The 17,881-nt window shown below is 39.8% G+C and carries 19 protein-coding genes; 15 read left to right on the forward strand and 4 right to left on the reverse strand.

Translation table 11 applies throughout. From position 1 onward, the window contains the following. Positions 1-218: 218 nt before the first annotated feature. Both Q0212_RS14620 and Q0212_RS14625 read left to right on the forward strand, forming a co-directional pair. Positions 219-860, forward strand: a complete 642-nt coding sequence (locus Q0212_RS14620; RefSeq protein WP_297926853.1) for a DUF11 domain-containing protein — start codon at positions 219-221, stop codon at positions 858-860. Continuing rightward, positions 823-5,013 carry a hypothetical protein gene (locus tag Q0212_RS14625; protein WP_297926856.1) on the forward strand — a complete coding sequence of 1,397 codons (4,191 nt, stop codon included), beginning with the start codon at positions 823-825 and terminating at the stop codon, positions 5,011-5,013. Before Q0212_RS14620 ends, Q0212_RS14625 begins: the two co-directional genes overlap by 38 nt. Here the strand turns inward: Q0212_RS14625 and Q0212_RS14630 are convergent. Continuing rightward, positions 5,010-5,462 carry a hypothetical protein gene (locus Q0212_RS14630; protein ID WP_297926858.1) on the reverse strand — a complete coding sequence of 151 codons (453 nt, stop codon included), beginning with the start codon at positions 5,460-5,462 and terminating at the stop codon, positions 5,010-5,012. The two genes, Q0212_RS14625 and Q0212_RS14630, sit on opposite strands and share 4 nt — an antisense overlap. Positions 5,463-5,661: 199 nt before the next feature. Here Q0212_RS14630 and Q0212_RS14635 point away from each other — a divergent pair, with 199 nt between their 5' ends. After that, positions 5,662-6,270, forward strand: a complete 609-nt coding sequence (locus tag Q0212_RS14635; RefSeq protein WP_297926860.1) for a sigma-70 family RNA polymerase sigma factor — start codon at positions 5,662-5,664, stop codon at positions 6,268-6,270. Beyond that, positions 6,264-6,497 carry a zf-HC2 domain-containing protein gene (locus Q0212_RS14640; protein ID WP_297926862.1) on the forward strand — a complete coding sequence of 78 codons (234 nt, stop codon included), beginning with the start codon at positions 6,264-6,266 and terminating at the stop codon, positions 6,495-6,497. Before Q0212_RS14635 ends, Q0212_RS14640 begins: the two co-directional genes overlap by 7 nt. Before the next feature lie 49 nt (positions 6,498-6,546). Here Q0212_RS14640 and Q0212_RS14645 read toward each other — a convergent pair whose 3' ends face one another. Then, complete coding sequence (locus Q0212_RS14645) at positions 6,547-7,674, reverse strand: PilT/PilU family type 4a pilus ATPase (RefSeq protein WP_297926864.1); 1,128 nt, start codon at positions 7,672-7,674, stop codon at positions 6,547-6,549. A 13-nt stretch (positions 7,675-7,687) separates the two neighbouring features. Beyond that, positions 7,688-8,722 carry a type IV pilus twitching motility protein PilT gene (locus tag Q0212_RS14650; RefSeq protein ID WP_297926866.1) on the reverse strand — a complete coding sequence of 345 codons (1,035 nt, stop codon included), beginning with the start codon at positions 8,720-8,722 and terminating at the stop codon, positions 7,688-7,690. 120 nt (positions 8,723-8,842) lie between these two features. Between Q0212_RS14650 and Q0212_RS14655 the strand changes: the two genes are divergently transcribed. The 7 genes from Q0212_RS14655 to Q0212_RS14685 are packed head-to-tail and all read left to right on the forward strand — an operon-like array spanning position 8,843 to position 14,528. Continuing rightward, positions 8,843-9,529: a YggS family pyridoxal phosphate-dependent enzyme gene (locus Q0212_RS14655; protein WP_297926868.1), complete on the forward strand. Its 687-nt coding sequence runs from the start codon at positions 8,843-8,845 to the stop codon at positions 9,527-9,529. Between the two features lie 19 nt (positions 9,530-9,548). After that, positions 9,549-10,373, forward strand: coding sequence for a pyrroline-5-carboxylate reductase (gene proC, locus Q0212_RS14660; RefSeq protein WP_297926870.1), 825 nt, complete (start codon positions 9,549-9,551; stop codon positions 10,371-10,373). Positions 10,374-10,376: 3 nt separating this feature from the next. After that, positions 10,377-10,943 carry a YggT family protein gene (locus Q0212_RS14665; RefSeq protein WP_297926872.1) on the forward strand — a complete coding sequence of 189 codons (567 nt, stop codon included), beginning with the start codon at positions 10,377-10,379 and terminating at the stop codon, positions 10,941-10,943. Beyond that, entirely contained in the window at positions 10,943-11,269 is a 327-nt protein-coding gene (locus Q0212_RS14670) for a DUF167 family protein (protein ID WP_297926874.1), read from the forward strand. Before Q0212_RS14665 ends, Q0212_RS14670 begins: the two co-directional genes overlap by 1 nt. Beyond that, positions 11,241-13,181, forward strand: a complete 1,941-nt coding sequence (locus Q0212_RS14675; protein ID WP_297926876.1) for a dynamin family protein — start codon at positions 11,241-11,243, stop codon at positions 13,179-13,181. The genes Q0212_RS14670 and Q0212_RS14675 overlap by 29 nt, the downstream gene beginning before the upstream one ends. Positions 13,182-13,188: 7 nt before the next feature. Beyond that, positions 13,189-14,235: a hypothetical protein gene (locus tag Q0212_RS14680; protein ID WP_297926878.1), complete on the forward strand. Its 1,047-nt coding sequence runs from the start codon at positions 13,189-13,191 to the stop codon at positions 14,233-14,235. Continuing rightward, positions 14,232-14,528 (forward strand): RnfH family protein, encoded by a 297-nt coding sequence (locus Q0212_RS14685; RefSeq protein ID WP_297926880.1) that lies wholly within the window; start codon positions 14,232-14,234, stop codon positions 14,526-14,528. Before Q0212_RS14680 ends, Q0212_RS14685 begins: the two co-directional genes overlap by 4 nt. A 63-nt stretch (positions 14,529-14,591) precedes the next feature. Here Q0212_RS14685 and Q0212_RS14690 read toward each other — a convergent pair whose 3' ends face one another. Beyond that, complete coding sequence (locus Q0212_RS14690) at positions 14,592-15,020, reverse strand: outer membrane protein assembly factor BamE (RefSeq protein WP_297926882.1); 429 nt, start codon at positions 15,018-15,020, stop codon at positions 14,592-14,594. Between the two features lie 102 nt (positions 15,021-15,122). Between Q0212_RS14690 and fur the strand changes: the two genes are divergently transcribed. The 4 genes from fur (at position 15,123) to Q0212_RS14710 (ending at position 17,843) form a co-directional block, all read left to right on the forward strand. Then, positions 15,123-15,572 (forward strand): ferric iron uptake transcriptional regulator, encoded by a 450-nt coding sequence (fur, locus tag Q0212_RS14695; RefSeq protein WP_297926884.1) that lies wholly within the window; start codon positions 15,123-15,125, stop codon positions 15,570-15,572. Between the two features lie 26 nt (positions 15,573-15,598). Beyond that, positions 15,599-16,864: a replication-associated recombination protein A gene (locus Q0212_RS14700; RefSeq protein WP_297926886.1), complete on the forward strand. Its 1,266-nt coding sequence runs from the start codon at positions 15,599-15,601 to the stop codon at positions 16,862-16,864. A 93-nt stretch (positions 16,865-16,957) separates the two neighbouring features. Then, positions 16,958-17,719 carry a hypothetical protein gene (locus Q0212_RS14705; RefSeq protein WP_297926888.1) on the forward strand — a complete coding sequence of 254 codons (762 nt, stop codon included), beginning with the start codon at positions 16,958-16,960 and terminating at the stop codon, positions 17,717-17,719. Continuing rightward, a complete protein-coding gene (locus Q0212_RS14710) occupies positions 17,712-17,843 on the forward strand; it encodes a hypothetical protein (RefSeq protein ID WP_297926890.1) in 132 nt (43 codons plus the stop codon). Before Q0212_RS14705 ends, Q0212_RS14710 begins: the two co-directional genes overlap by 8 nt. Positions 17,844-17,881 lie beyond the last annotated feature (38 nt).

Genomic DNA, 17,881 nt, shown 5'->3' on the forward strand with positions numbered 1-17,881 from the left:
ACAGGCGATATTGTTGTTGAAGAGATGCGTAAAGCGAAAGAGGCGAAAAAATTGAAAGCTGTACGTAGTTCAACATCTAAAAAAGTGCTTGAAAAAGCACCTAAAAAGTCCAAAAAATAACCTATCCTGTTCCAGAGATACTTGTTAAGTATCAAAACAGGAGGTAGATACTTTGCCAGTAAAGTTAGTTTGGTTAAGGCTAAGCAAGCGAGTATATCGTGAATAAGGTATTAGCGTGGGCAGCAAAACTATTGTTGTTGGCTTGTGTGATGATGGCACAGCAGGCTTATGCGGCATTAGTCGATATTGTCGTTAACCAAAGTGATAGCCCAGACCCTATTGCCGCAGGCGGATTATTAACTTATACCATAGCAGTAACTAATAATGGCCCTGACGATGCGACTGGTGTGGTCTTAACCGATACTATTCCAGCAGGTACAACCTTTGTTTCTCGGACAACCACAAAAGGAACCTGTTCAGGGACAACTACTACGACGTGTAATATAGGCGATTTAGTGAATGGCGAAAGGGCAACAGTCACCATTGTGGTTACCGTTCCAAATACCGCAGGTACGATTAATAATACCGCAACAGCCACACGAAACGAGCCTGACAGCAATGCTACGAATGACAGTGATATTGATGCAACAACAGTCACTATTAGTGCTAATATGAGCATTACTAAAACAGACAGTGCAGACCCTGTCGTACAAGGCCAAAGTTATAACTATATTTTAACACCACGCAATAATGGCCCTCAGGCTCTTAGTAGCACAGATGTTATTACCGTTGTTGATAATATTCCCTTGGGGGATGCGTTTAGTGTCATTACCCTCAGGAACAGGTTGGACTTGTTCTAGTTCAGGAGGCTCAAGTTTTCCGCAAAATGGACCTGTTAATGTCACTTGTACTCGTACTGGTGCATTAGCAGTAAATACGAATACGAATACGATTACGGTTCCTGTGCTATCAACAAGTACAGGTACACTGGTAAATCAAGCAACTGTTAGCTCAACAATGGCTGACAATAATACGTCCAATAATACAATTACGCAGCCGACAACCATTAATCAAGCTGCAGATTTAACAATCAGTAAAAGTAATAGTGCTAATAGTCCATTGGGAGCAGGGCAAACTTATACATATACAGTACAACCACGTTTGGTTGTTGGTGATACCACAGGCGCAACGGTACGCATTACAGATCCTTTGCCAAATACTATTACGGTAACAACAAATCCCACGATAGTGCCGCTAGCTTCTGGAACGTGGTCATGTGGCTATTTTGTCCCACCAGCACTGACAACACCTGTTGCTGTACCCTTTACGGTGAGTGTTGCTAATCCCGTTACTTTGGTGTGTACATCAACGAGTCCTTTTACAAATACCTTAACGACTACTCTAAATTTAGCCAATATTACTTTTAATTATCAGCCGCAATCAGCAGGAAATATCACCAATGCGGCAACTGTGGGATTAGTGGGCTTAACAGATCCCGTATCTGGTAACAATACATCATCTATTACTCGTACGGTAAATGCCTCTTCTGATTTGCAAATAACCAAAGCAAGTACTTTTGCAGGCAGTACTACTAATGTTGATACCTTGTTATTGGGAACGTCATTTGATTATCGATTATCTTTTTGGAATTTAGGGCCTGGTGCGATTCCAACGGGAACCACAGTGACGATTACTGAGCAATTGCCTGCTGGCATTCAGATTGATTCTATACCAACACCAGCTGGTTGGACATGTCCAACACCACCGATTACTGGAACATTTACTTGTACTCGTAATGGTCTGGCTGTTTCAAGTGGTGTACTCGTCCTTAGAGCTAGCTCAACAAGCACAGGTACTAAAACGAATGTTGTGGATATTGCTTCGCCTTTATCTGATCCAAATATGGTCAATAATCATTCTGAGGATGTTATTGATATTTTTAGTACAGGTGGCGGGCCAGGTGTTTATCAAGATGCAAGTATTACTAAAATAGATAGTAGTGTAGCAGGTTATGGCCCAGATCCTGTTGCGATGACGGGTAATGTGACATATCGCTTACGGATTTTGAACCGTGGGCCAAGTCATGCACCAACAGGGCGGGTGATTACTATCAATGATTATATTCCTAGTAATGCAACAGTGATGTCTGTAACGCCTGTGAATGCAAGTGAATTGTGGACGTGTACACCTATTCCTCCAGGAGGCTTAGCTGGCCCAACAACGATTACTTGTACCCGTACAGTCAATGACAGTAATACTAATCTTCGTTTTAGAGTCAATGAAACAGATGATATTAATATTGTCTTACGAGCGGATTCTGGTAGTTCTGTGACTAATAATGCAACAGTGATAATCGCTAATGATCCTGTTAGTAGTAATGATTCGGCTAGCGAAACGACTACTGTTTTAACAGATGCTAATTTGGCAATTACTAAAACGGTTTCAACGCCATCTGTGTATTTTGGTGATACTTATACTTATACCTTTACCATCACTAATAATGGCAGTAATCCTGTCCCCGCAGGAGCGACAGGAGAGATTCAGCTCATTGATGATATGCGTCCTAATCCAGATGCAACGCATATTTCTAACACAGGTGCAGCAAATGGTTGGACGTGTACAACGTCTGGAACAGGTGGTGCTGATCCTTTTGTCTGTACTTATCAAAATGGACTTGCTGTGGGTGCTTCAACCTCGTTTAATGTTACTGTTACGCCACGTACAGTGGGTTTAGCACGTAATAATACCGCCACGATTAACTTTCAACCCACCGCTACCGTTGCCGACCCAGATTTAAGTGACAATAGCAGTACTGTGCCTATAGACGTGTTACCTTCGGCTGATTTGCAAGTCAGTAAAGTGGCTTCTAGAGCCTCAGTCGCAATAGGTCAAGATTTGAGCTACACCATTACAACGCGAAATAATGGTCCTAATACCGCAACAAATGTGGTTATGGTCGATACCTTGCCTGCTAATGTCGATGTACGCTCTGTGTCAGCAACAGGCGGAGGTATCTGTGTACAGAACACTCCGAGTGCTGGGCAAATACAGTGTACATGGGCAAGTTTTAATAACGGCGCATCACAAGCAGTTACTATAGTTATTCGGCCAACTAGTACAGCTGCTTCACCAATTGTTAATACGGCAACGGTAAGCAGCGATATTACCGATAGAGTGCCTGCTAATAATACTTCTAGCGTAAGCGTCACCTTGACCCCTGCGTCAATTGATTTATTGGTTAACAAAGTTGATGTCCAAGACCCTGTTGCCCAATTTGGCACAGCGACTTATCTAGTGACTGTAAGTAATCAAGGGCCTTCCGTAGCAACCAATGTTGTAGTGACTGAGAATTTGCCTTTTACTTATTTAACGTATCAAAATGCGACCCCCTCTCAAGGTAGTTGTGGTGCACCAGTTGCTAATGTAATGACCTGTAATTTAGGTAATTTGGAGGCTGGAAGCTCAGCAACCATCACGATTGATATGAGTGCTCCTGTGATTGGTACAGATACTAATTCAGTCAGTGTGATTGCCACAGAAAACGATAGTAATTTAGCTAATAACAGTGTTTCTGAAAACACGACTGTACAACTAGGTGCAGATTTAGCATTTAGCAAATTAGCGACTCCTGATCCTGTTATTGCAGGTAATGCGGTCTTTTATTATCTAAAAGTCACCAATAATGGCCCAGTGAATGCCTCTAACACGGTGATTACCGATACCTTACCTACTGGAGTTGTTTTTGATTCTTATACCGCTTCTCAAGGAACATGTAGCCATAGTGCAGGGGTAGTCACCTGTAATTTAGGATTAGTCCCTTATGCTAGAACGGCTCAAGTAACATTAGTCGCAATTGCAACTGTAGGGGGCATACAAAGCAATAGTGCCACGGTAACAGCTTCTACACCCGACCCAAACACTAGCGATAACACTGATACAGCCGATGTCACTGTATTAGATGGTATTGTTCGTGGACGAGTATTTGCAGATAATGGCTTAGGCACAGGCACTCCCAATGACGGCCTACAAAATGGTAGCGAAGTGGGTATTGCTAATGTATTAGTAAGATTGACCAATTGTGCAGGTACAGAATACGCGGTAACTCAAACTAACGGTACAGGTGATTATCAGTTAATTGTTCCTGCCGCATTAGCTACAGGTGCAACCTTATGTGTTGTTGAGCAAAATTTATCAGGTTATCGCAACACAGGGGGGAGTGCAGGCACAACAGGTGGTAGTTATAATATCAGTTTAGATAGAACACAATTTAGCTATACAGATGGTGTGACCTATACGGGAGTAAATTTTGCTGATGTGGCTAGAACTGCTTTATACACAGACGGCAATCAACAAACGCAACCTAATACAACAGTGACTTACGCTCATCAATTTTTTGCAGGTACAGATGGTGTAGTATCGTTTAGTATTAGTTCAGCGGCTAGTCCTAATACTTTATTGTGGTCAGAAGTCTTGTATCGAGATACCGATTGTGATGCTCTTTTGGATGCAGGTGAGCCATTAGTTTCAGGAAATTATACCGTTGCTGCAAATGATACTATTTGTTTGATTGTGAAGCAGTTTGTGCCTGCCAATGCCACACAAGGCGCATTTAATGTTGTCACTGTCAGTTCAAGCTTTATTTATGATGTGCTAACACCGACCGTAACTGAAGTGTTAACGCGCACAGATACCACTACGGTTGGCGTAGGTGGAACAAATACTTTGTTTCTACATAAAGCGGTTGATAAAGCAACTGCATTACCTGGTGAAACAATCACCTACACAATCACTTATAGTAATAATGGTACCGATAACTTAAGCAATATTGTGATTAATGACAGTGTGCCAGCTTTTACGCACAGTCCTGTCGCAAGTTGTGTGATGCCTTTACCAGCTAATTTAACTTTGTGTGTGCCTAATATCAGTGCACCACAAATTCAGTGGAACATGACAGGTACTTTAGCACCTAGTCAGCAAGGACAAGTGCGATTTAGTGTGACTTTAGATAATTAACGCATTAATTGGTGGTCAGCTTTTTCTATTTTTAGATTAAAGCTGACTTCTCCTTCGGCATTAGCCGCTAAATTTTCAAAGCTCCAGCGTACATGGGTGACAGGCTTGTTATGTACACGGATATCTTCTTCATAGGATTCGCCATTATCATAAGAGACATAAAAAACGGCACCTTTACCCGCTCCTGAACCCGATATAAAACGTGTACCCACAGGAATGGGATTATCAATATTGACGTTATAAGCTTCTTGATTTTCGTTGTTTTTATAACGTAAGGTAATAACTAGTGTGTCACCAACATTGACTTTACGGACAGGTTTAAGCATTGGTACAACAGAACCTTGAATAGTAACTGGTACTTCTTTTTCTGCATGCATTGTCAAGGAAATATCTGCAGCAAATGTAGTAGATGCAAACATTAAAGCGACTAAATAACAGAATTTACGCATAATCCACGTCCTTAAAATATCACCATCTAATCATGCCGTAATCTATCTTTATTGGGTAGGTCATGTAACAAACTTGTCTTAAAAATATCTAAATAGTAATGACTTGGAGCTGTAGGTAAATTTATTCGATTTAAACTGGCTGAGTAGCTATTTCTTGTTATATCCTCATCAATGATATTTTTTAGAGTTTTAATAACAAATGGAACAAGCTCAACAGATATTAATCACAAAGCTGATTCAGCGAGAGGCTGTTGCTTGTCGACAATTTATTCAAGAGCATCATAGTCGTTTGGTAAGTATTGCGCGGACGATTGTGGGTGATGGTGCTGAAGATGTTGTACAAGAAGCATGGTTGCAAGCATTTAAGGCTTTGCCCAATTTTGAGGGTAGAGCTAGCTTAAAAACATGGCTAACACGTATTACTGTCAATGCAGCTTATGGTCGTTGTCGTTATGAAAAGAGCCGTGTTGCTTTATCTTTAGATCAAGTTTTAGCAGAAACGATGCCTCTTGCTGAGCGTTTTGATGATAGTGGTCATTGGCATGATCCTTTGGCGCATTGGCAAGCAGAAACACCAGAAGAAATATTGGCAAGACAACAGTTAGCGACTTTATTGCAACAAGAGCTTAATAAACTACCAGAGGCTCAACGTTTGGTTTGGTTATTAAGAGATCAGTCTGATTTAGAGTTTAAAGAAATTGCCGAAAATTTGCAGATAACAGAAGCAAATGTGCGCGTTTTATTGCATAGGGCTAGACTAAAATTATTAGCGGTCATTAACAAACATGAGGAAGGTCTGCTATGTTGAGGTGTCGAGAGCTTGTAGAGCAAGCAGATGCTTATTTGGCTGATGAGTTGACGAAATGGCAACGGATACAATTTCGCCTGCATTTGGCTGTGTGTCGTCATTGTCGGCGTTATGTACGGCAATTAAAAACGACTCAAAAAGTCAGTCAGCAACAAGTATTAATGATGCAAACCACAGATCAGCAAGTAGAGGATATTTGGACTAAATTACAACAGCAAGACAAGTAAGTATGGGCTGTTGGCGTTTTGAAAACGTCAACAGCTATGGAGCTTGAGGTTAATGATCGTCAGAGCCTTGAATACTCAAACTACGTGTTGCCTGATCTAAATGGCGAGCATCGCTATTATTGCCAAGTTTAATCATTAATCGTAAATCATTTGGTGAGTCAGCATGTTTTAATGCATCTTCATAAGTAATTTCACCAGAAGAATATAAATCGTATAACGCTTGGTCGAAGGTTTGCATCCCCAATTCACGTGATTTTTTCATTAACTCTTTGAGCAAATGCACTTCACCTTTACGGATATAATCACTAATTAATGGTGTATTCAGCAAGACTTCAATACATGCACGGCGAGCTTTACCATCAGGTGTTGGGACTAATTGTTGTGCAACAACCCCTCTGAGGTTTAAGGATAAATCCATAAACAATTGGCCATGTCTATCGGCAGGAAAGAAGTGAATAATACGATCGAGTGCTTGGTTAGCATTGTTGGCGTGTAAGGTGGCTAATACCAAATGGCCCGTTTCAGCAAAGGCAATGGCAAAGTCCATCACCTCGCGGGTACGAATTTCGCCAATCAAAATGACATCAGGTGCTTGGCGCAAGGTGTTTTTTAAGGCAATTTCGAAGGATTCAGTATCTAAACCTACTTCACGTTGACTAACAATACAACCTTGATGGGTATGTAAAAACTCAATCGGGTCTTCGATGGTGATGATATGTCCACGGCTATTGGCATTACGATGACCAATCATCGCGGCTAAAGACGTGGATTTACCAGTACCTGTTGCGCCAACAAAGATAATAATGCCACGTTTGGTCATGGCTAAATCTTTAATGATTTCGGGCAGTTTTAAATCATCTACAGAGGGAATTTTGGTTTCGATACGGCGTAATACCATGCCAGCAAGGTTACGCTGATAATAAGCACTGACACGAAAACGACCAATGCCACGAGCAGAGATCGCAAAGTTACACTCTTTAGTTCGTTGAAACTCAAGACGTTGATCTTCGCTCATAATACTCATCACCACTTCTCTAGCCATATCAGGAGAGAGAGGGCTTTTAGTAATGGGAACGATTTTTCCGTTTAATTTAATTGATGGCGGCACACCAGCGGTAATGAACATGTCAGAACCACCTTTTTCCACCATCAGTTTTAATAAATCTTCAAATTCCATTATGTTTCTCCACTTAGAAGTTTTCAGGAATTTTAGCCGCAGAACGAGCGACTGCTGGTGAAATGAGACCTTTACCAACTAGATTTTTTAAACATTGATCAAGCGTTTGCATGCCCATTGCACCACCTGTTTGAATCGCGGAGTACATTTGCGCAATTTTATTTTCACGAATCAAGTTACGAATCGCAGGTGTGCCAAGCATAATTTCGTGGGCAGCCACACGACCACCACCATTTTTCTTCAATAAAGTTTGTGATACAACAGCTTGTAGCGATTCGGATAACATGGCACGAACCATGTCTTTTTCTTCGGCAGGGAATACGTCAACCACACGGTCAATGGTTTTAGCAGCAGAGGTTGTATGTAATGTACCAAATACTAAGTGACCTGTTTCGGCAGCAGTTAATGCCAAACGAATGGTTTCTAAGTCACGCATCTCACCCACCAAAATAACGTCAGGGTCTTCACGTAGTGCCGAACGCAATGCTTCATTAAAGCCGCGTGTATCACGGTGAACTTCGCGTTGGTTAATCAAGCTTTTTTTCGATTGATGAACAAATTCAATAGGGTCTTCAACGGTCAGAATGTGATCAAAACGAGTACTGTTAATATAGTCAATCATTGCTGCTAGTGTCGTTGATTTACCAGAACCTGTTGGACCTGTCACTAAGACAATACCTCTAGGAAAGTCGCTTACATCTTTAAAAACTTTTCCCATGCCCAAATCATCCATACTCAAAATTTTGGAAGGAATGGTTCGGAAAACCGCACCTGCACCGCGGTTTTGGTTAAAAGCATTGACACGAAAACGAGAAACACCCGGAATTTCGAAAGAAAAGTCTGTTTCCCAAAATTCTTCATAATCACGACGTTGTTTATCGTTCATAATATCATAGACCAAACGATGCACGTCTTTATGTTCCATCGCTGGCAAATTAATACGGCGAACTTCACCATCAACACGAATCATTGGTGGAAGGCCTGCAGAAAGATGTAAGTCAGATGCGCCATTTTTCGCGGAGAAGGCTAATAATTCGGTAATATCCATTGTTAGCTCCAATATTGTTATATATAAAACAGGCGTATTGCATAGCAATGAGCATGTGAGTTTTTATTTACGAATCATAAGTTAATAGTAACGTAATTCTTTGAATGAGATAGTGTCAGAATGCAACAAATTTCTCAACAATTGCAGCAAGTTATTCAGCGAGTCAATCAAGCTTGCGATAAAGTAGGACGAAATCCCGATGAAGTGCAATTATTAGCCGTTAGTAAAAAACAAGATTGCGCAACGATTAGGGCAGCTTTTGAGGCAGGGCAATGTCATTTTGGTGAAAATTATGTTCAAGAAGCCTTAGAAAAAATGCAGCAATTATCAGATTTAGACATTACTTGGCATTTAATTGGTGCATTACAAAGTAATAAGACCTTGGAAGTGGCAGAAAGTTTTGCATGGGTGCATAGTGTTGATCGGCTAAAAATAGCCCAACGATTATCTAAACAACGCCCTGATCACTTATTACCCTTAAATATTTGTCTTCAGGTTAATATTGATGATCAACAGAGTAAATCAGGTTGTCAATTAAATGAGGTAGAATCTTTGGTTAAAGAGATTTTATTATTGCCACGTTTATCTCTACGCGGTTTGATGGTGATTCCACAAGCGGGAAACCATCAAGCTTTTGAGCAATTGGCTAATTTACGTCAGCAATTACTCGCTACAATTCCCAATTTATCTGCCCAAGTGTTTGATACACTATCAATGGGAATGTCCGATGATTTGGAACAAGCGATTGCGGCTGGATCAACGATGGTGCGAGTGGGAACAGCAATTTTTGGTAAACGGCTGTCCTAAATTTTAAATTAGGAAATAAATGACGATGAAGATAGGTTTTATTGGTGCAGGTAATATGGCTTCTGCATTGGTTGGTGGATTATTAGCTAAAGGCTTAAACCCCAAATCTATTGCTTTGGCAGATATGCACTTGCCGCAGTTACAGCGTTTTGCTGACCAAGGCATGTTTACGACAACTCGTAATGAAGAAGTCATAGAACGTGCTGATATCGTGATTTTATCAGTTAAACCGCAAGTGATGGCTGAGGTATTAAAACCTTTAGCAACGATTATTCAACAAAAAAAGCCACTGATTATTTCAATCGCGGCAGGCATTAACGTCGATAGTTTGAGTCGTTGGTTAGGTGGTGATTTAAGTATAGTTCGTGCTATGCCTAATACGCCTGCATTAGTACAGACAGGTGCAACAGGCTTATATGCCAGTCCTTTAGTGTCTTTTGAGCAACGCCAACAAACAGAAACAGTATTAGGTGCTGTTGGTTTGACATTATGGGTTGATGATGAAGCATTAATTGATAGCGTTACAGCAGTATCGGGTTCTGGGCCAGCATATTTCTTTTATGTGATGGAAGCGATGATTAGTGCGGGTAAAGCATTGGGTTTAGACGAAAAAACCGCAAGAGCCTTAACCCTACAAACTGCATTAGGTGCAGCACAAATGGCTATCACCTCTGATGAGCCTCCTGCTGAGCTAAGAAAACGAGTTACCTCTAAAGGTGGCACAACTGAGCGAGCCATTGCAACTTTTGATGAAGCTAATATGCAGCAAATTTTTGCTCAGGCTTTAGCTGCTTGTGCAGCCCGTGGTCAAGAATTAGCAACGATATTGGGACAGCAGGAGTAAAACATGGGTGCACAAATAGCAGATTTACTGATTCGTACCGTCTTTAGCTTGGCCATTAGTGTTTTTTGGTTGCGCTTTCTGTTGCAGTTAGTACGCGCAGATTTTTATAATCCAATTTCGCAATGGATTATTCGTGTGACTTCACCTGTACTCAATCCCATCCAACAGGTGATTCCCGTTTATAAAGGGTGGCATTTAGGCGCATTAGGATTCATTTTTTTATTGCAACTGGTCAGCATGAATCTGATTGCTTTGCTGAAAGGATTAGGGACTTTGCCTATTTTTCCTTTGTTATTGGGCGCAGTGATTCAATTATTGTATTTGGCAACTGAGTTTTATTTTTGGTTGTTATTAATTAGTGTGGTTTTAAGTTGGATTAGTCCTGGTCATTCGCCATTTGGTGCGTTAATTGCACAATTAGCAGAGCCAGCGTTGGCACCTTTTAGACGTTTATTGCCACCTATGGGTGGTTTAGATTTATCACCCATCGTTGCATTTTTAGCGATACAGATAATTCAAATCGTTCTAGGTCATTTTGTGCAAACGCTAGCAAAAATGGGCGTTTTGTAATGAGTGTTATCACTCAACAAAAAGAAGGTTATGTATTAACATTACATATTCAGCCCAATGCTAAAAAAACAGAAATTATAGGGGTACATGGAGATGCACTGAAAGTGCGTTTGCAAGCCCCTCCTGTTGATGGTAAAGCGAATGATGCGTTATGCGCTTTTTTTGCAGAAATTTTTGCAGTGAGACGACAGTCTGTTGTATTGTTAAGCGGTGAGACCAGTCGGCAAAAACGAATATTGATAAAAAATGCCACTACTCTTCCTACTCTGATTATAAAAAATTGCAAGGAGTTCATCGGTGACTCAGGTGGTGCGAACAGGGGATAAGCTCCTCACAGGAATACAAGCATTTAGCGCATGGAAGCTGTCGATTGCCAATGAAATTAAACGTTATCGTTTATGGTTACATGAGCAAGGCTTGAGTTCAGTTGATTTAGATGATCGTTTGGCTCGGGCATTACGTGCCTTTACGACTGATCGTATCTTACTTGCTTTTGTTGGAGAGTTTTCGCGTGGTAAAACTGAGTTAATTAATGCGATTTTAGGTCGTCATTATAAAATGCGCTTGTTTCCAACCCGAATTGGACGCACAACAATGTGTCCAACTGAGGTGTTTTATGATCCTCAAGCTAATGGGCCTTATATTAAATTATTACCCATTCAAACACGTAGTAGTGCGACCCCCTTGGCTTCTTATCGTCGTCAGCTAGAACATTGGGCGCATTTAGATTTGGATTTAAGCAATACCCAATCCATTCAACGTGCTTTTGAAGAAGTGGCAAAAACCAGAGAAGTCACTATCCAAGCTGCTGAGAGTTTGGGTTTTGAAATTCAATTTTTAGAATCATCATCCAAAAAAGCGGGATATGTCCATATTCCTGCATGGCGTCATGCTTTAATTAATATTGATCATCCATTATTAAGAATGGGATTATCAATCATTGATACACCAGGTTTAAATGCCTTGGGTTTAGAGCCTGAATTAACCTTAAGTTTTTTGCCTGAAGCTCATGCGTTGTTGTTTGTGTTATCGGCAGATTGTGGTGTAACAGCTAGTGACTTTTCAATTTGGAATAATCATGTTAAAGATTTAGCGGCGCGTAGTAACACCGCACTATATGCAGTTATTAACAAGATTGATTTATTAGAAGACGAAGATTCTTTATATCCAATAGATGTTCAAGAGGCTTTAAATAGGTTAGTGCGCTTTTCTGCACAACAATTACATTTGCCAATGAATAATGTTTTACCCATCAGTGCGCGTCAAGGCGCGCGCTCCTTTGTGAATAATAATCCTCAGTTATATGACAGTAGTCGCTTATCATTATTAGAGGAAGCTTTAGCAACGTCTGTTGTATCTGCTCGGCAAAAAGCCCTAAAAAATGTGACTCTTAAAGAAGTCATAGAAATAGTGGACAATAGCTTGCATACTCTGACAGAAAAGCGCGATGCACTACAAAAAGAGTTTGATTTATTTAATCGTAATGAAAAAGATGTTGAGGTTGAACTTGTTGGTTTAACTCGTCTAGTGCGCAAAGAGCAAGAAAAGCATAATCAACGTTTAGTCTTGTTGCAAGAAGGAAAGGGCGCATTGGAGCAGCATTGGGGGCGAGTCAATGAATTAGTGGGCAATGAGCGATTAGATTCACATTTTACCCGTGCTAAAGAGTCAGTAACGGGGTCTGTTGCATTTGGTGCCGCAGCTGCAATAGGTGTATTTTTTCAGAGCTTAAAATTAGATTTACGTCGCTTACGAGATGAAATGGATAATGCTACTCAAACAGCAAGTAAAATTTATCAACGTTATGCCCAAGAATTTCAACAGCATCCTGCACAAGTACCATTGATTGATATTGAACAATATATTTCTGAGTTTACTGAATTAGAAAAACAAGCGGCTCCTTATAAAAATCGTTTTGGTTCTTTATTGGCTAATCAAGAGCAAGTTTTTGATCATTTTTTTGATACCTTGGCACGCGAAGCAAAATCTGTGTATGAAAAAGCACGTGAGGAAGCAGTGCGTTGGTGTAAACAAGTTTTAGTACCATTGATGCAGCAAACACTAGAAGCCAAAAAGCGCATTGAAGAACAATTAAAACATTTGGATCATTTACAAATGATTGATGCAACAAGAGATACTCGTCTCATAGAAATCCAGCATCAATTAGAGGAATTAAAGCATCAAGAAAACTTTTTGCAAGAAGTTTCTTTCTGCTTACAACCCGTTGAATTGAGTTAATTTTTTTATGAATCAATCTTTATCAGCAATCAGTGCAGTGTCACTGATTACGATTAGTTTATTGCATGCTACTGGTTTAGCAGGTCATGCACTCCATTTAAGTTTTATGCCTGTATGGCTATTATTTATGACCATCATTGCTTTGCCATTAACCTTTATTGAAGCAGCAATAGTGCGTCGTACCCAACAATTGCCATTACAAGCTTTAGTCCCCATGACACGTGATGCGGATGCTAAAACTACATGGCGTTTACTGCCTTGGTTAGCAGGTTTAGTGTTAATTTTATTAATTGGTTATACCGCTCAGTATCCTAAACAATATATTGCTTCATGGGCGCAACAAGCTGTTTTAAAAGAAAGTATCTCGTATTTACTCATCTTTTTTGCCATTGGTTTTGCATGGGTAGGTATGCGTCGATTGTTAAAATATGTCGGTGTTTTAGTACCAATTGCGTTAATTGTGAATGGATTATCTGCAAAATATAACTTTCAAATTCAGTTATTAACTGTTGAACAATGGCAAATGGTAGCAATGGCAACCTTATTAACATCGGTACTGACCTTAGGCGTCTATGCGTGGCTGATTTTAGTTCAACCACAAAGTACACACGCCTCACGTTCAGTATTACCATTGTGGTTAACGCAAACAGTTATTGGTTTGTTGGTGTTAACGATTGGTCATACATCAGGCCAATTGTATGTTGCTAGTTATATGTTTTGTGCAGTATTTGCTGTGGCAATTTTGGCTGACGTTATTGCGGCTCAATTGCAACTGAAAAGTATTCAAAAACCTATTGCTTTTGGTGGCGTGCTATTATTAGGCATAGTTGCTTGTTACTTAGCTGAATATCAAATATTTGACACGGTCTTACAAAGTTTAAGTTTATTAACGATGATTTTATACTGTGTCTTTGTTGGATGGATCATGAAAATTAGTCATGTACGTAAAGCGCTCAACTTTAGCCATGAAGGTATTTATAATCTATGGCGTGTTGCGATACGTTTAGTTGTACCATTAACAAGCCTATGGTTATTACTTAGTTTGTTTATATGACCGAAAAATTATTGACCGTTGAGGTAGCCTATGCGTTACCTCAACAGCAAAAAATCATTTCTTTACAAGTATCACCACAAACAACTTTGTTTGAGGCGATACTCTTGTCAAAAATAGCCAGTTATTTTCCTGAAATTAATTTAGACACTCTCTCAGTAGGTGTGTTTAGTAAAATAGAAAAATCACCCAAAACACGTTTGGTGCAACAAGGTGATCGTATAGAAATTTATCGTCCACTATTAGTTGACCCAAAAGAAGCACGTAAAGCAAGAGCGGCTAAACTACAACTGTAGCTTAGGCTATAGTCGTGTACTTACGTTCAACTGTTTGATATCGCCCAAGTCCTAAGTTAAAACCTAATTTAATGGTTCAGCTCTTAATCCACCATCTTTACTTAAAATATTGGCTGGTGCTTCTGTGGGTAGAGTGTCAATGCCCTTAATTTCACTGAGTTTGCCGTTATCAAAGCGTAAACTAAGGTGTGGTGTTGTCACGGAATTGATACCTGCTGCTTTAGCATAAGTGCCAGCTGTAAAACGATAAACATAATCCCAGCGATTAGCATTAAAAGTATCTGTGACCATTGGACTGCCTAACACATAACGCACTTGGGATGGAGTCATACCAATTTTCAGTTTGTTGGCCATATCCTGTGTAATCGGATTGCCTTGTGGTAAGTCGATTTTGTAAACCGTGAGGGAGTTTTTCAGGTTATTTAAGGTGCTACAGGCTGGTAATAAGATTAAACTAGGCACTAAAGCAATTAGATACAGTTTTGCGCTCACGAAAAGTTTTCCTCTCTTGTTCATCGCTTTTTATTCGTTGATAATCCTACACTATTTTCTTTTAAGAAATCTGTTGTTTTTTAGCACCAAAGAGGCTCAGTCATGACATTTAGTAATCAAGATTTACGCAAAGCAGGTCTAAAGGTGACTTTGCCCCGTATAAAAATTTTAGAGCTATTAGAAAACTCACCTGTACATCATTTGAGTGCTGAAGATGTTTATAAAGCTTTATTAGAGCAAGGTGAAGATGTTGGTTTGGCCACAGTGTATCGTGTGTTAACTCAATTTGAGTCGGCGGGTATTGTAGAACGCCATCATTTTGAAGGTGGTCATTCGGTATTTGAAATTAGTAAAGACGAACATCATGATCATATCGTTTGTATGACTTGCGGCAAAGTTTTAGAGTTTCATGATGAGTTGATTGAAGCGCAGCAACATAAAGTTGCTGAATCATTAGGGTTTACCTTAACAGGTCATGCTTTGCATTTATATGGTATTTGTAGTAATCCTGAGTGCCAAGAAAAAGCTAATGGCCGAAAAATGCTTAAATGACCTAAAAATTAAGGGGGTAAAGTTTAATGTACCAACCCTTAGCAGAACGTATGCGACCACAAAACTTAGATCAAGTTTGTGGTCAGCAGCATTTGTTAGCAGACAGCGCACCTTTACGTGTTTTACTTTCGCAAGGGCAGTGTCCTTCATTAGTGTTTTGGGGGAGTGCAGGGGTAGGCAAAACCACCTTAGCTCGGTTAATTGCTAAGTATGTTGATGCTCATTTTATTGCTTTGTCAGCCGTTTTAGCAGGTGTGAAAGAGTTACGTGAAGCGATCAGCGAAGCGCAACAACATTCACGCGGATTATTGGCCAAACGAACAATTTTGTTTATTGATGAAATCCATCGTTTTAATAAAAGTCAACAAGATGCTTTATTACCGTATGTCGAAGATGGCACGATTACTTTAATTGGTGCAACTACTGAAAATCCTTCCTTTGAATTAAATGCTGCGTTATTGTCGCGCTTAAGAGTATTGGTATTAAAACCCTTAAGTGAAGAGGATTTGTTACAAATTTTGCAAGTTGCCTTGACCGATCAGCAACGTGGTTTAGCCGCACAAGCCGATAGTTTACCAAACCATTGGTTAAAGACGATTGCTCAATTTGCCGATGGAGATGCTCGCAAAGCCTTAGTATTATTAGAAACTGCTTATGAGTTATCTCGCGCACAAGGCACTGATGACAAAGTATTAACACTATTTTTAGGCAAGGGCTTACGGCGTTTTGATAAAGGTGGCGATCAATTTTATGAGCAGATTTCGGCTTTGCATAAATCGGTACGTGGTTCTAATCCAGATGCCGCTTTGTACTGGTTAAGCAGAATGTTAGATGGTGGTGCAGATGGCGATTATTTAGCACGACGTTTGTTGCGCATGGCGATAGAAGATATAGGCTTGGCAGATCCGCGCGCACAACAATTAGCTCTTGAGGCATGGCAAACGTATGAGCGTTTGGGGAGTCCAGAGGGTGATTTGGCTTTAGCCAATGTTGCGGTATATTTAGCCTGTTGTGCAAAAAGTAATGCAGTGTATAGCGCCTTTAAAGAAGTTAAACAAGTCATTGAGCAAACAGGCTCTTTAGAAGTACCCATACATTTGCGTAATGCACCGACTAAATTGATGAAAGAACTAGGTTTTGGTGCAAGTTATCGTTATGATCATGATGAAAATGGACATGCTGTTGGTCAGCAATTTTTACCTGATAAATTAAAAAATAAACTTTTTTACTGGCCAACCGAGCGTGGTTTGGAGGGGAAGATTGCTGAACGATTAAAGCAGTTACGGCAATAAAAGCCAGTATTTCTTAAATAATAATAGGGGCTGTTGGCGTTTTGATTATTGCTTATCTGCAAAACATCAATAGTCCCTAGTATAGGAGGCGTTGTGATTACCAAACAAAGTTTGGCCTTAGATCAGCCTATTGAGAAACAACAATTACCATTATTTTGGCGTTTGGGCAAACTAAATACCGGTCAGCCATTGTTATGGCCTACTAATTATCAACAGCCGATTATTATAAAATGTGTTCATAAAACGCATGAAACAGCACACCGTTTCTTAGAGACGTTATTATTAAGTTTGTGGCAACAAACTGGTGGACAGCAATTACAAATAGTATTGTATGAAGCATCTTTAAAACGAGTTTTTCATTATAGTAGTCAACTACCTGTACAAGTTTTATATCATAAACAACACGTTAAAAAACACATTGCTGACTTGCAGGCACTTGCCCAACAGCGTCAAGATATTTTAAAACAATTAAATTATGTCTCATGGTTTGATTATATAAATCAGCAATCCCAAGTAGAACCGCTACAATTAGTGGTGTTGAGTCAACTATGGCCAGACCCAGAGTTATTAGCAGATTTAAGTGATTTATGTCGTTATGGTGGCCAATTTGGTATTTTGCCTGTTTTAGTAGTATCAGAGCATTTTTTTCCTGCAATTGCGGATGATTGGTATGCACAATTTCTTGAAGAGTGTTGTTTAAAAGCCTTAGTTGTTGAGCTAAAACAGGGATATTATGTACAGATTAAACATCATCAATTACAAGAAATTGCTGATTTATATGCTTTTTTTAAACCAAAAATCGATCGTTATTCTGAATCGGTATTAACAGCAGTTTGTCGAGGGGAGTATGACTAACGTGATTTCTAGCCATGACTTTAGTCTTTATTTACACGAATTACTGCAAGCTAAAGCCCAACAACAAGTTGAACCATTACGTCTGTTAGTTGCCCAATATCAGGGGCAACTAACAGCAGCTTGAAAAAGTATTAAAACCTACCTATTTAGTGTATTTTTTAG

Origin of the sequence: uncultured Agitococcus sp., assembly GCF_937920075.1 — a bacterium.
Classification (GTDB): Bacteria; Pseudomonadota; Gammaproteobacteria; order Pseudomonadales; family Moraxellaceae; genus Agitococcus.